Origin of the sequence: Pseudomonas sp. PA15(2017), assembly GCF_001945395.1 — a bacterium.
GTDB lineage: Bacteria > Pseudomonadota > Gammaproteobacteria > Pseudomonadales > Pseudomonadaceae > Aquipseudomonas.
The window spans coordinates 66,423-78,813 of the sequence record NZ_MSXV01000052.1 but is presented as its reverse complement, the minus strand read 5'-3'; the positions used below and the strand labels follow the sequence as shown (position 1 = coordinate 78,813).

Sequence of the window (12,391 nt, the reverse complement as noted above, 5' to 3'; positions counted from 1 at the left end):
CCCGTCAGAAGACCGAGCAAGCACGCAGAGGCTGTCTGCATGTCATGCGACTAGAGGGAAAAGCTTCGTTGGCGGCCATGCCTACCGCTGTGTGATAGGTGTCAGGCACGAACTGGATACTACCGGTGTTCAGGTTGTCAGGCTCCACCACAGGGGTGACCAATACGACCAGGACGCTATGCTCCGACGAGCTGACCCGCCCCCCGCCCAGGCCGAAGAACCTGGCGCTTCCGACACCAGTTCTGGAAGCGTCTTCACGATTCTCTTCGAACCCAGTCAACACGAGGGTCTGCCCGCTGCGTAGCTTTACTTTGGGAGCTGCGTTTTTAGTGTCGTAGTCGGCTGTTTGAACACTGGAGTCGTTACTGGTGAACGTTTGGAAGGTCGGCCTGCTGCTCATGCTTAGGTTGATCATCAACAGAAGGTTGTCGCGATCAATGACTTTGGGGAGCAACATCATGTTGAAGCCGCTGGTAATCGTTGCCTGATTGAGCGATGTGCTGGATCCAACCGATGCTGTCGTGGTGGTTGAACTGGAGGCGATATAGCTTTGCACGTTACCGATCTGAATCGGCGCCGGCTGCAAGTTCAATGTCGTGACGCTGGGGGTTCGGATGTTTGAAATCCGGCCTTGTTGGGCCAGCGCCTGCATAACGGCAGTCGAGCCGGCCCAAGGCGAATCGGCGGTATCAAGTATGCCGAATGATCCTGATACGGCCTCGTTGCTGATGCCTGCGACGGTGTTTGCGAGCGAGAAGCCCCAGTCACTCGAGATAGATTGGTAAACCGCAGACCAATCAACGGCGAGTTGGTGACGATCAGTCAGGCTAACTTCGAACACCGTTACGTTGAACACCACCTGACGAGTGATGCTGCTATTGATGCTTTTCAGGTAGGCGCTGACTCGGTTGAGTACGTCAGGGCGGTCACTTACCGTCAATGTTCCAGTGGTGCGGGACAAGAACATGCGCCCTGCAGGCTGGGTGCTCAGCATCGATTTGACGTTGTTCTCGATATCGCCGAGAAGCGACGTTTTGATAGTGACAGTTGTGCTCTGGCTGCTCCCCGACTCGCCTGTCGCGCCAGAACCCCCTGAGCCTCCGGTCGAGCTATCCCCAGATCCTGTCGCCGTAACCAGGCCGCTTTTGACTGTGCTCTCGATAACCTGGTCGTCACCGAATGCCCATACATCAAAGGTTCTGGTGTCGAAATTAGTGATCTTCACTCCCCGAATCTCTGGGGCGTATTGCCAGGAGAGACCCAGGCGGCCTGTGACTTGGTCAAGGAGTCCAGATACGGCGCCTGAGAATTTTATGCCGCTGACGCTGTATGGCAGGTTGAGGCTCATGCCGAAATTAGGGCTCGCGCCTGTTGCGCTGGCAGGGTACAGCCCCTCCAGGCTATTGGGAGAGATCGGGCTGATCGCAGGGGGAGCGATGCTGCTGCCAGCTGCTGCAGTCGTTGCATTGAGGATGCTTGGATCGACAGCATCTGGAGCTACAACAACCGGTAGTCCTGTTTCGGTTGTAATGTACTGCGCAACCTCTGTGATAGTTACCGAGCGCGCAGGGCGATAAGCAATGTGCTGGTTCAGAGCAGGTGGCAAGCCTCGCTTAGTTACCAGGGGCTGAGTTGAGACCCAGGGTTTCTCACTGAAGATGACAGTTTCTCGGGCTGTCTCTGCTCTTTGGTTTCGAAGAACAGAGGCGTACTGTCGTGCAGTCGCCCCAGCACGCTCTGCCCGGTCGACCGATTCGTCTACACGCTGTAGCGTGCAACTGCTCATCATCACCAGAGCGAAAGGTAGGATCACGCGAAGCAGGGTCATTTCTTCTTCCTCTCGGCGATGTGTACAAATCGTTGTGACGAGCTTCCATCGACGACGAATGATCGAGGAGCTTTGTCGTACAGCGGGAAAACCTGATCGATTGCCTCTTGGAATGACCCTTCAAACCGTAGCGGAGCCACGATGGGGTAGTTCAGATCGTCTTGTTCCCAGATCAATGTCCAACCAGCTTTCTCCGCCCAGGCCTCGACTGAGTCACGTAGGGTTGAGCCCGATTCCGCCGACCAGATTTGCGTAGGTGGTTTCGAGGCAGGCGCTGGAGGGGGAACACTCACGATGGCAGCCGTGGCTGAAGAAGCCGGAATAGGCGTAGCACCTGTGCTGCCACTTTTGGCAACTTCGACATCAAGGTGATCAGCCGAGGCAGTTGCTGTGACGGATGTACTGGGCGGTGCCGTCGAGATGATTACAGCCTTCGGTGGGCTTACGACAGGGGTTCCCGCGACCGCCGCAGGAGAACGGGGGCGTTGTTGCGCCGGTACCTGATAGCCTGGACGTAAGCTGAAAGCCACTTGGCGTGTGACTTCATCAACTTGAACCTTCCATGCCGGCCCTGCGAGCACTTGGAGAGTGTCGCGTAGCTTCATTGGTCCCAGGTTGTAGTGCGCAGCTGGCAGAGGGCGGCTGAAGAGAACTTTTGTGGTGTTATTGGGAGCCGTGAGTGCATATCCCGAGCGTGACAGGGCATGTTTGAGGGCATCCCCGACTGTCGGTTTCAACGACCCAGGAATCGTCACCTCGATGATCTGAGCCATCAGGTCTTCCTGGGCGATAGTAGGAGTGGTGCTCTTCAGCGTGTACCGGCCGTTCCTGACCAGATCCCCCTCGCGGTTCATCCCTAACTCTTTGTTCGCGTAGATGTCTGGAGTGATGAACACGGGATTGGCGGGAGCTTCTTCAGCCTCGGCTGGGACAGGTTGTCGCTGAACAGCACAACCTGCTGTCGCAATGACAAGCGTGAGCAGCAGGGGATGGCGCATTGGGGGATCTCCAACTTCGATAGGTGCATAGGGTTGCTCCCGCACGCCCTGGCAACAATGAAGAATCCAAATCCCAACGCCGAGAATTAATTTCGAGTCATAAAAAAGGCACCCGAAGGCGCCTGTGGTAGAGGTTGAATCATAGGACTCGAAACGGTTGTTGAGCCTTCCGTTCAAGCCGAGGTGCGTGGCAACGTAGTGCCGGCATACGAATGAGCTCCCGCAGAGGTTGGCCGAGGAAGCGAAATAGCTTGCCCAGGAACACTCCCGAGTAAGAGCCGATCCAGCCGATGCTGAAAATCAGACTGTCGACCGCATAGTCGGACTTGAAAGCCCACAATGCGAGGAAGAGCAGTCCAATCACCCACCACCAGGTGCGAAATGACATCCAGCGAGTATTCCCTTGGGAAAGACCCGGCAGGATGGCTTCGTACTGCTCGCACTTGTAAGTGAGAGCCTGGATCTGGCTATCCGCCCAGTCCTTCTCGTGTTGCAGCTTGGCACGTTGGGTTTCCACTTCGCGCTGCAACTGCTCGATCTTGAGTAGAGATTGGTTGTGGATCTGCAGCTCGGCCTGCAGACGCTCTGCTTGCATCTGCGTGTGCAGTGCAACCAGGTGGTCAGCGAGCTCGTCGACTGTTAGGTGAAGCACCGACCCATCAAGGTCGTATTGCTCGAGTACAGCGCTATCGACTTCCAGGAACTGTCCGGAACGGGCAGCGGCAAGGAAAGCAACGAGGTTTGCAGTTTTCATCGTGATTCTCCAGGAAGCGGAGAATCACTTGTCCCTAGCGGGATAGTGATTCCCGCGAGGTACTTGGAAGTGTGAGCTGTGTGTTTCTAGTTGATCAGTTTGATGACCGCTATGAACACACCTGCCATTGTTAAGGTTTGAAGCAACATGGCTTGGTACAGCAAGGCTTTGAAGTCACTTTTCAGCGATTCTCCAAGTCCAAGCAGATCTTGCTTGGTGGCCAGGTTTTCCATGTCTTTCTCCCAGGCTTCAACCACGTCCTTGGCCTTATCGGTTGGGACATTGGCGGAAACCAGCGCGTCATACAGCGTAATTGCTGCTTTCATCATAGACCTCCAGAAATTAAACGGGAGGCCTCCTTCGTGAAGCTCCCGAAGGGGTGGTTGTTTAGCGGGCATCCATCGCCAATGGCGATCACCTGTCCTACCGGATGCGAAACAGGTTTGGGCTTGGGATGAACCACTGCCAGGGGCAGCGCTGCATTACAGGTTCGAGCAGCTTGGGCAGGTGCCATCAACGATGGCGCACTGTGTTAATGATCTTAGCCCTTTAGATCGTAAATTGGCAGATCCTGCAGCCGATCCGCATCAGGGTCAAAGACCAGGAAGCGCACGTCTGCGGCAGCTGCCTGGTGGAGCAGCTCGATCAGATTCAGGTGGAGTCCATTATCCAGATGTTCCTGGCGCAGCTTTTCAGCTGTTAGCCCAAGACCGGCAAGATTCTCGTCGCTCCAGGGTGTCATGAACAGCTTGCACCCAACACCATCGCAGCCAGGCAATAAGAAGAACTCTACAAGTTGGCCGCTGGGAATTTCGAAACCGGCCAACCGTTGGGCGTGTTCAAGAGCTTTCTCGGGCAGATGAAGACTGCTGATTTCCCAGGCGCGGCTGAAGTGCCCCGTTCTGAACGTCAGCTGCTCGCTGATGGCCATGGCCAGGGCGAAGTTGTCGTAGTCGCCGAGGAAGATCGATGTGGATTCCCGGTGTCCGAACAACGAGTAGGTGACTCTGCAGGCGACACCGCTGCCATGGAAGTGCTCCTCGAGCTCGGGTGTAATTTCCTGTCCCTCAGTTACAAGCGCGAAGTCACACGAGTAGATACAGGGGTGGCGATTGACCATCTCATCCGTCAGGTTTCCCTGACTGGGGTGGAGTGGGCGGAAGATCGTCGGCTGATCGGCTTCCCGAAATATCTGCAGCTGACGTTCGATCGTGAAGCTGTAAAAGCCGCGGAGGAATGGGTTGGGGAAATGGGACATGGGCTGCTCCATTGTAGAGCCAGGAGCAATTACCCAAGGGGCATTGCCCCAGGTGGGAAAAGTCAGGGCGCCAGAGGCGCCCGGCTGTCGATTTAGCTATCCATCAGATGTATCGCTGTCCGCGACGCAACTTCGGGGCATTGTGCAGATCAGCCACACTCAAAGGTGGATTGAGAGGGTAGGGCGATCATTCGAACACCTCGAAAAGCTCAAGAGCGGCATCGTCATAGTCACAACCAGTTGCTTCGCAGGCAGTGCGGCGTGCTTCCTGCTCAGATTGGGCACGAACAGAAAGGCAATAGGCGCCTTCAAGATACACATCGAATTTGCGGATCATGCGATCACCTCATAGGCAAGCCAGCGGATCGGTGTGTACAGGCACTGCGAGTCGCCATCGAGCATCAAAGCGCGGACATTGACGTAACGAGGCGCGAAATAGCAGCCGTTAGCAGCAAGCACTGTGAGTTTGTAGACAGTGCGAAGGGTCATGCCGAAGCCCTTAGAGTCAAAAGCGTCCTCAGTGGATTTGTTGCGAGTAGATTTCTGGAGCAGGGCTACAGTGGCCATATGGACTCCTAAGCGAAGAAGACAAAGGCACCCGAAGGTGCCTTGAGGTCAGACATTAAGCGGCCAGGACGGCCCATGCGTACTCGCAGAACTGCTCGTTATCGAGCAGGGCCTCGAGGGCGTCACTTTCGGAAATCTCGGTGACTTCCGGCAGAGCAGGCAGTTCTACAGCTTGGATGTTGGCGTTATTCATGATGATTCTCCAAAAGGGATTTTTGGAGAACACCAAGCCCGCCAGCGGGGGGATGGTGCCCCCCGGATGGGTTAGCTGAGTTGAGTGGTGGCCCTCAGAGAGGGCCGGTGGTTCAGAAGCTGGCAGCTTCAGGTGTTTCCTGGGAGCTGCTTTGTGCGGGTTGTTGCGGCTCTGCAGCGGGCTGCTGAGCTTGTTGTGGTTGTTCTGCATCACCTTTCGGCTCTGCCTTGTAGACCATTTCGCCGTCGACCTTGATCCAGCTGACGAACAGCAGGCGGGCTTTCAGGCTGACACCGGGTTGACCTTTCTTCTCGCCACCTTGGTAGGTGAAGAGATCGGGGGTCAGGTCGCCGAGTCGGAAGCCGATGAGGACTTTCTTTTCGGCTGCTACGGCTGCCATGCAACGACGGATCAGCTTGTCAGCTTCACCGCCAGAGACTTTGCAGTCGAACCGGGTTTTTTCAGGAGCGCTAGCATCACCATGGAGGGCGACGATATCGCAGGCCAGGAAGGGGTCACCCTTGCGGATGGGCACTTCGCGGATGCGATTCAGGTAGCCGAAGCCAGTGATGTGGAGGTCGAAGTAGCTTTTTTGAGCGTTGGTAGTAGTCATGGTGGTTCTCCAGATTCCAGGTACGGGAAAGCGGAGAAACACGTATCCCTTGCGGGAGTGTGTTTCCCGCAAGGGTGAGTAGATGTTTGGAAGAGAGGGCATCCATCGCCGGGGGCGATTGTCCGTACTACCGGATGCGAAACGGACTGGGGAGGTGGATCACCGCAACAGCGGACGCAGCTTGAAGATCCTCGCTGCCTGGGCATGTTGCTGACAACGTCAGCGGCATACGACTAAAAATATGTGAGCAATCGAGATTGTTGTCAAGCCCTGTTTAGCCACCGTTGATGGGGGCATGGAACAGGTCAGTATTCGATTGGAAGAGATTGTGCGGCGTTGTGCATTGCCTGGGCGAAAGACCGCGCTGTTGGAAAGTTCGAAATGCGCTGTTCGTACGCATCGGTAAACCCAACTTGAAGGGTCATCCATCTCAAGTCAGTCGGATCAAACGCGGCAACCACGACTCGATTTCCGTGAGGGTTCAGAGCACCACCGCAGCGTCCACCGCCTATGTGAAGTCTGCCATTCTTGGTGTCAAGGTTAACAGTCCATCCGAGCTCAGCCATGCAAGCGAGAATGGTGTTGTGCTGATCCGCCAGATCCAGCAGTGGTTCGTCGTACAGGTGGCCATATGGGGTCATGGTTGTTCTCCAGCTTTGATAGCGGAGAGCCCATTCCCATGGGAAGGAGCTTCCCGCATGGGTTGATTTGTAAGCATGTCGATCAGGAGGCCTTCGAGGAACCGAACCGAGCATTAAAGGTGAGGTGTTCAAGAGCCCGCCAGGCTAGATCATGGCTATGCCGCTCTGAATTCGAGCAGGCTGGGCAGTGGTTGAAAATATCGCGCAGACGGCTTTCCAGACCTGGCGCTGCGCGAATGAGCAGCATGCGATCCGGTATGGCTGGTCTAAGCAGATCTGCTTCCTCTTCGAAGCCAGCCTCACGCAGTAGTGCGATTGCCAGCATCAGTTTATTGGTCGGCATAGCCATGTGAGCCAACAGCTCGTCCACGATGGCTGCAAACCTGTCCACTACTGCAGACTCAGGCTGCTGCAGGTTGAGCTGTAGTAAGTCGATCGCTTGCTCGCGGATCGCAGATGGATCTGAGTGCATGGCGATTGCTTCGTCGAGAATATCCTGCACCAGGTGCAGCTCAGTGGTAGGCAGTGATAGGGCTTTGTTGAGGAACATGTCGTATCTCCTATTAGGATAGGAGCGCCCCCAACAGGAGAGCGCCCTGTTAGGGTTGAGGTTAAGAAGCATCCATCGCCAACGGCGACCGCCTGTTCTGCCGGATGCGTGACAGGCTTGGGAAGTTGCTGTCGACGACAGCAGCTTGGAATTCTTGCCAGACTCTATGCCGCTGGCGGGCGGTGATAACGAACAGATTGCTGCGCGTTTTAGGGCGCAGCGAAGTGCAGAATGGTCACCATGCAGGTTTGTGCCCCTCGCAAGATCACGTTTCCCACATCCGACCCTCGTCGTGACCTAAGGCCGGCAAATACAAGCATGCATCCGCACACAAACGGATCCCAGTGTTCGCCGGCGGGCACCGGCAATGAGTATGGCCGCAAGCGCGGTTGTCGTGGAGCACCAGTAAGAGGTGATCCACGACAACCGACTCACGACGCTGTGTAAAAAAGGAAGGGGCGGAACACCAGACCGACCCGTAGAAGAGGAAACTCAGAACCCGGAAGTTGGAGGCTTCGTGTGCACGGAGGCAGGGTTCGCACGCGCTTCCCTGAGTGATGGCGTGCTTGGGTTAGGACATAACGGCCGGCGAGTGTCAGTCGGGAGCCGTCTGCCCAAGGGCACAACTGAGACGCCAGTTGCCAGCGGGTGAAATCGTTGATTCGGATTATCGTCACGTGTTGACAGCAGTTCAACTGCTCAAGCGAAATAAACCTGCTTAAACGCTGGGATTTGTCCTTTCTCGGTCAGTCTGACTGCACCAGTGTGTTGCGGTTGTAGATACTGCAGCATTTTCTGATCGATCTTTAGACGCCGAGCTGCACTGTCCCAGATGGTTGGCGACAAGTTCAAGAGCAGCAATGTCCCTGCACTCGATAGAAACTCCTCACTCATGTGAGTAGGCGACTGTCCGGCCTGCAGCAGTGCCAAACCGAACTTGCGCATCTGGGTCGCAATGACGTTGATCGGGTTGCTCCGAGACTCGTCGTTGAACAATACACACTCGTCGACAACAACCAGTCGGCGGATCCGCCCGTGTGCTTCGCCGCGTTGCATTTCTTCGCGAATGATCGCCTGCAGGCGGAAGTGGACAAACATGCGTAGCTCATCCTCGGACTGAGCCAATGGCTTGATGTTGTAGCGACGAATCCTCGCATTGCCGAACGGGGGAGGATTGCTGTTGAAGATCCCGATGGCCTGCAGGTTCTCAAGACGGTTGATCACGCTCAGCAGCACGTCCTTCGAGTTGTATTTCACCACCTCTTCGAACTCACGGCCTGACTGCATGCGTTCCAGGAACGTCCCGAAACCGTCCAGGGCACGCATCTTGATGCTACCCAATTTGCTGTCGAGCTGTGCCAGTTCCGTGTCGTCGGATGCTTGGCTGGCGTTCTTCATCCTGCGCTGATTCAAGGTAGCCATCACCCGGCAGAACTCGTCGAAGGCAGTCAGCACCTGGCGTCCTTCGTCTTTGTCCTCGATGCCCATCCAAAGAGCCTTGAGCTTCCTTCTGGCCAAGGTGGTGACATCATGAAGCGTTGGGTAAACCTGACGCAGGCCAGCCCAGTCCTGTTGCTCGATGAGGCGATGTATCTGTTCGTCGGTGGCTTCGTTCCGGTACCAAGTTGAGGGATTGGTTGCGGATATCCCCTTGAGCGAATAAGCATCGGTTAGAAGGTTCCGAAGTACACTTTCCTGGTTGGTGCCTAAAGCGCGTGAGGTATTGCCGATAGCTGCGATCACGTCATTGACTGCCCGTCTAACGCCGCCGTAATCGGGATCTGGGTTCAACACCAGCGGATTGAAGCCGTACTTCGTCGATTCACTGAAAAGCACGGTCTTGGCGCCTGGAACCTCGATATCGCCGTGGTAGTCAAAAATGTCGACTTCCACATCATCGGACTGTCCTTCGATGAAGTTGCGGATCCAATGGGTCTTACCTGCCCCAGGTGCTCCAGCGATGCCGACATGATGATTTGCCAGCCGTTCTGGATTCCACTGCACGCGCTCTTCGACCTGGTCGCGCCTGCGGCGCCAGTAGTCGTAACCAATCAGTACGGCTGATGCGTATGTCATGCGTTGATCTCACTCACACACGTGTAGGCCGCTTCTGGCCGGGCTTACCCTCTACGTCCGGCAACGATGCTTTGCACCCCGCTTCCTTGAAGCCCGAGCACGACCAGAACGGGCCGAACTTGCCTTTCGGGTTCAGGTACATGGGGCGACCGCATTCGGGACATGGAAAAGACTTTGCAGCTGCGATCTGCACGCCATCGAGCTCGCGGACAATACGGTTGTAGAAGCTCCTCACAACCGGGATGTATTCCATTTTTGTGGTCGAGATAGCGTCGAGTAATTCCTCCATTTTCTTGGTGAAGTCCACCTGCATGAAGCTGAACTGTTTCACCAGGCTGGCGACCACGACTAGTCCCAACTCGGTTACGTGGAAATATCCTTTCTTGTCGACCTGGACGTAATCGCGCTTCTGGATGTTGGTGATGATCGCCGAGTAGGTGCTGGGGCGGCCGATCCCGAGGTTCTCCAATGCCTTGATTAGTGACGCCTCGGTGAACAGCTTTGGCGGTGACGTTTCGAGCTCAAGCAGGTGGCCAGACAGCGGTTGAAGACGCTGGCCGGCATCGAGCTCCGGAACGGGGTTTTTCATTTCCTCCTGCTCTTGACCATCGTCTTCAACTCCGACCTGCAACAACCTTCTCCACCCGGGCCTGGTGAGAACCTTGCCGGTAGCAGAGAACTGGATCATTTCACCGTCCAGAGCATCAAGTGCCTGCAGGCTGGCAGTGCGAACGTTCCAGACTGCACTCTCCAGTTGTGAGCCGACCGCATGCCGCCAGATTAAGTGGTAAAGCGCCTGCTGCGCGCTATCTGCTCCAGCCTCCAGCAGTTGGAAGTCGGTCGGACGAATTGCCTCATGCGCCTCTTGCGCCATCTCCTTTGCGTTCCAGAGTCGCTGTTGGTCTACCACTGGCAGGTTATGCGCCCTGCAATAGTCCGTAATCGCAGCGAAGGCTGTGCCTGATAGGTTGGGGCTGTCTGTCCGGTGGTAGGTGATCAGCCCAGCATCAAATAGCTTCTGCGCTGCCGCCATCGTGGCAGAGCTCTTGAGTTTCAGTTCGCTGGAGGCCCGCTGCATCATCGTTGCGGTCGTTAGTGCTGCAGGCGGATTCTCATTGCGATTCCTGTCATCACATGTAAGAACTTTGAACTGAGATAGGGCGGCGACTCGGTGTGCGAAGTCCTGGTCAAACCAGTAGTCGCCAAGGTTGCGTTGCTGCAGGATCGGTTTCGATTGCCACTTGGCTTTCCACACCCCTCCGGGGCCTGCGAACTCGACCTCGGCGCCGAAGTGCGAAATGGGTTGGAACCGCCGAACGCGGTCGCAGAGTTCCGCGATCAGTCGCAACGTGACACTCTGCACCCTCCCAGCGGACAGTTTCTGTCCACGCAGTTGCGAGATTCGTTGGCTGACCAGCCACCCGACGATGCGATCTATCAGGCGCCTGGCTTGCTGTGCATTGACCCTCGCCATATCGATCTGGCGAACGTCCTTGACGGCTGCGCGCAGCGCATCGGGCGTTACCTCGCTGTAGACCATCCTCTGTGGGTTTTTCAGTTTAAGCGCCGTTGCCAGGTGCCAGGCAATGGCTTCGCCCTCGCGATCAAGGTCGGTGGCGATGATGACATCTGACGCCGCTGCAGCGCGTTGCTTCAGCCCGTCGATTACCTTCTTCTTGCCAGGCAACGTGACGTATCGAGCCTGAAAGGTTTCGAGGTCGATGCCGAACTCTTTCTCAGGAAGGTCACGTATGTGGCCGACACTGGCTCTTACGTCATACCCCGATCCGAGGTACTTCTGGATGGTCTTCGCCTTGATCGGCGACTCCACGATAACGAGAACGGTCATGCGCATGCTTCCAGATCTGTGCTGGATGCATGGTCAAGCCCGAGTCAGGCCCAGTTCAATGGAAAGGTCTTTTTTGGTCACAGGGGAATTATGCTGTTTGCCTGAAAAGGTGAAGGTATCGATGGCGTTAACGCAGCAGCTCCCCCAGCATCTCGTTGGCCAGCGAGACCAGTTCCATCCGTCGCGTCCCTCTACCCTCCGGTATGCGAATAAGCCGCTCGAACTCCTCGTAATCGAATTCGAGCACCTGCCGGTAAATTTCACGAATGTCCTGTCTCTCTCGAAGCGAAAACACCATCGTCATGGTCTCCGACAAGCCACCATCATCGTCGGTCTTGCTGACCCGATGGTGAATGAAACAATGCTTCAGGTCGAAGAATGGGGCTTTGGTTCCATCGGGAAGTAATTGGGAAACCACCCGCCCATCAGCACTAATGTCCGCTCCAGGAACCGAAGCCAGAATGACTTCTTGCAAAGGTGCGATCAGACGTTGGCCGAACAGATCGGTGGCATCTGACATATAAGCGAAAATCCACGGCACATTCCGTAGCGTCGCCCCGGTGTACATGAAGCCGCGCTCCCCCTTGTACCGCCGGAGCATTCCTTTCAGTGCGTTCTGGGACAGCGTCACCCCGGTCTGTTTTTGCAGCAGGTACACCACGCGATCAAACTGCTCGATGAGCAGTTGCACTATCTTCCTGGGTGTACCGTCGAAGCGAACTTTACGGGCAGCTTTTTCGTGCTGACGCGGCTTGAAATAGGGGCAGTTCTCTCGGGCTTCAGAGTCCACCAGCCCCAGGCCCTCGACACTCTTGACCGCGTGCTTACCAAATGGCTGACGGACATTGGCTGGCAGCTCGTACAAGCCTATCAACTGAACAGGGTTGTCGCAGGCAGGGCAAACCGCGAACTGAGAACTACGTCCGGATGCCCCAATCTGATACCAAGGTTTCTGCCGCTGGGTGTCTGCCTCGAATTTCTCGCGTTCGATGCGATGGCCACCAACATGCTCCGGCCTGAGTTTGTAGACATCCATGCGCAACACCTTCTACCTCTGGTTGTTA

General features: G+C 56.0%; 14 protein-coding genes. All 14 read right to left on the bottom strand.

Translation table 11 applies throughout. The annotated features are described in order from the left end of the window. Positions 1 to 4 precede the first annotated feature (4 nt). The 14 genes from BVH03_RS17710 to BVH03_RS17655 all read right to left on the bottom strand — a co-directional run bounded on the left by BVH03_RS17710 (position 5) and on the right by BVH03_RS17655 (position 12,363). Positions 5 to 1,828 carry a PilN family type IVB pilus formation outer membrane protein gene (locus BVH03_RS17710; protein ID WP_075962398.1) on the bottom strand — a complete coding sequence of 608 codons (1,824 nt, stop codon included), beginning with the start codon at positions 1,826 to 1,828 and terminating at the stop codon, positions 5 to 7. After that, positions 1,825 to 2,826 carry a TcpQ domain-containing protein gene (locus BVH03_RS17705; protein ID WP_075962397.1) on the bottom strand — a complete coding sequence of 334 codons (1,002 nt, stop codon included), beginning with the start codon at positions 2,824 to 2,826 and terminating at the stop codon, positions 1,825 to 1,827. Before BVH03_RS17705 ends, BVH03_RS17710 begins: the two co-directional genes overlap by 4 nt. A 139-nt stretch (positions 2,827 to 2,965) precedes the next feature. Further along, entirely contained in the window at positions 2,966 to 3,580 is a 615-nt protein-coding gene (locus tag BVH03_RS17700; protein ID WP_075962396.1) for a hypothetical protein, read from the bottom strand. Between the two features lie 86 nt (positions 3,581 to 3,666). Beyond that, positions 3,667 to 3,906: a hypothetical protein gene (locus BVH03_RS17695; protein ID WP_075962564.1), complete on the bottom strand. Its 240-nt coding sequence runs from the start codon at positions 3,904 to 3,906 to the stop codon at positions 3,667 to 3,669. A gap of 215 nt (positions 3,907 to 4,121) precedes the next feature. Further along, positions 4,122 to 4,838 (bottom strand): hypothetical protein, encoded by a 717-nt coding sequence (locus BVH03_RS17690; RefSeq protein ID WP_075962395.1) that lies wholly within the window; start codon positions 4,836 to 4,838, stop codon positions 4,122 to 4,124. A 187-nt stretch (positions 4,839 to 5,025) separates the two neighbouring features. Further along, positions 5,026 to 5,175 carry a hypothetical protein gene (locus BVH03_RS26430; RefSeq protein WP_168175641.1) on the bottom strand — a complete coding sequence of 50 codons (150 nt, stop codon included), beginning with the start codon at positions 5,173 to 5,175 and terminating at the stop codon, positions 5,026 to 5,028. Next, entirely contained in the window at positions 5,172 to 5,405 is a 234-nt protein-coding gene (locus BVH03_RS17685) for a hypothetical protein (RefSeq protein WP_075962394.1), read from the bottom strand. The genes BVH03_RS26430 and BVH03_RS17685 overlap by 4 nt, the downstream gene beginning before the upstream one ends. Before the next feature lie 55 nt (positions 5,406 to 5,460). Next, positions 5,461 to 5,598, bottom strand: a complete 138-nt coding sequence (locus tag BVH03_RS26425) for a hypothetical protein (RefSeq protein WP_168175640.1) — start codon at positions 5,596 to 5,598, stop codon at positions 5,461 to 5,463. 112 nt (positions 5,599 to 5,710) lie between these two features. Then, positions 5,711 to 6,211 carry an STY4534 family ICE replication protein gene (locus tag BVH03_RS17680; protein WP_075962393.1) on the bottom strand — a complete coding sequence of 167 codons (501 nt, stop codon included), beginning with the start codon at positions 6,209 to 6,211 and terminating at the stop codon, positions 5,711 to 5,713. Between the two features lie 305 nt (positions 6,212 to 6,516). Continuing rightward, positions 6,517 to 6,852: a hypothetical protein gene (locus tag BVH03_RS17675; RefSeq protein WP_075962392.1), complete on the bottom strand. Its 336-nt coding sequence runs from the start codon at positions 6,850 to 6,852 to the stop codon at positions 6,517 to 6,519. 82 nt (positions 6,853 to 6,934) lie between these two features. Continuing rightward, positions 6,935 to 7,402 carry a hypothetical protein gene (locus BVH03_RS17670; RefSeq protein WP_075962391.1) on the bottom strand — a complete coding sequence of 156 codons (468 nt, stop codon included), beginning with the start codon at positions 7,400 to 7,402 and terminating at the stop codon, positions 6,935 to 6,937. Between the two features lie 699 nt (positions 7,403 to 8,101). After that, positions 8,102 to 9,478 carry a helicase HerA domain-containing protein gene (locus BVH03_RS17665; protein ID WP_075962390.1) on the bottom strand — a complete coding sequence of 459 codons (1,377 nt, stop codon included), beginning with the start codon at positions 9,476 to 9,478 and terminating at the stop codon, positions 8,102 to 8,104. 13 nt (positions 9,479 to 9,491) lie between these two features. Beyond that, a complete protein-coding gene (gene topA, locus BVH03_RS17660; RefSeq protein ID WP_075962389.1) occupies positions 9,492 to 11,327 on the bottom strand; it encodes a type I DNA topoisomerase in 1,836 nt (611 codons plus the stop codon). Positions 11,328 to 11,454: 127 nt separating this feature from the next. After that, positions 11,455 to 12,363: a hypothetical protein gene (locus tag BVH03_RS17655; RefSeq protein ID WP_075962388.1), complete on the bottom strand. Its 909-nt coding sequence runs from the start codon at positions 12,361 to 12,363 to the stop codon at positions 11,455 to 11,457. Between the last annotated feature and the right edge of the window lie 28 nt (positions 12,364 to 12,391).

Excerpts from the sequence above, each read along its gene's own strand:
- BVH03_RS17675 (WP_075962392.1), bottom strand. The coding sequence starts at position 6,852 with ATGACCCCATATGGCCACCTGTACGACGAACCACTGCTGGATCTGGCG.
- BVH03_RS26430 (WP_168175641.1), bottom strand. The coding sequence starts at position 5,175 with ATGATCCGCAAATTCGATGTGTATCTTGAAGGCGCCTATTGCCTTTCT.
- BVH03_RS17700 (WP_075962396.1), bottom strand. The coding sequence starts at position 3,580 with ATGAAAACTGCAAACCTCGTTGCTTTCCTTGCCGCTGCCCGTTCCGGA.
- BVH03_RS17695 (WP_075962564.1), bottom strand. The coding sequence starts at position 3,906 with ATGAAAGCAGCAATTACGCTGTATGACGCGCTGGTTTCCGCCAATGTC.
- BVH03_RS17680 (WP_075962393.1), bottom strand. The coding sequence starts at position 6,211 with ATGACTACTACCAACGCTCAAAAAAGCTACTTCGACCTCCACATCACT.
- topA (WP_075962389.1), bottom strand. The coding sequence starts at position 11,327 with ATGACCGTTCTCGTTATCGTGGAGTCGCCGATCAAGGCGAAGACCATC.
- BVH03_RS26425 (WP_168175640.1), bottom strand. The coding sequence starts at position 5,598 with ATGAATAACGCCAACATCCAAGCTGTAGAACTGCCTGCTCTGCCGGAA.
- BVH03_RS17710 (WP_075962398.1), bottom strand. The coding sequence starts at position 1,828 with ATGACCCTGCTTCGCGTGATCCTACCTTTCGCTCTGGTGATGATGAGC.
- BVH03_RS17685 (WP_075962394.1), bottom strand. The coding sequence starts at position 5,405 with ATGGCCACTGTAGCCCTGCTCCAGAAATCTACTCGCAACAAATCCACT.
- BVH03_RS17670 (WP_075962391.1), bottom strand. The coding sequence starts at position 7,402 with ATGTTCCTCAACAAAGCCCTATCACTGCCTACCACTGAGCTGCACCTG.
- BVH03_RS17705 (WP_075962397.1), bottom strand. The coding sequence starts at position 2,826 with ATGCGCCATCCCCTGCTGCTCACGCTTGTCATTGCGACAGCAGGTTGT.
- BVH03_RS17690 (WP_075962395.1), bottom strand. The coding sequence starts at position 4,838 with ATGTCCCATTTCCCCAACCCATTCCTCCGCGGCTTTTACAGCTTCACG.
- BVH03_RS17665 (WP_075962390.1), bottom strand. The coding sequence starts at position 9,478 with ATGACATACGCATCAGCCGTACTGATTGGTTACGACTACTGGCGCCGC.
- BVH03_RS17655 (WP_075962388.1), bottom strand. The coding sequence starts at position 12,363 with ATGGATGTCTACAAACTCAGGCCGGAGCATGTTGGTGGCCATCGCATC.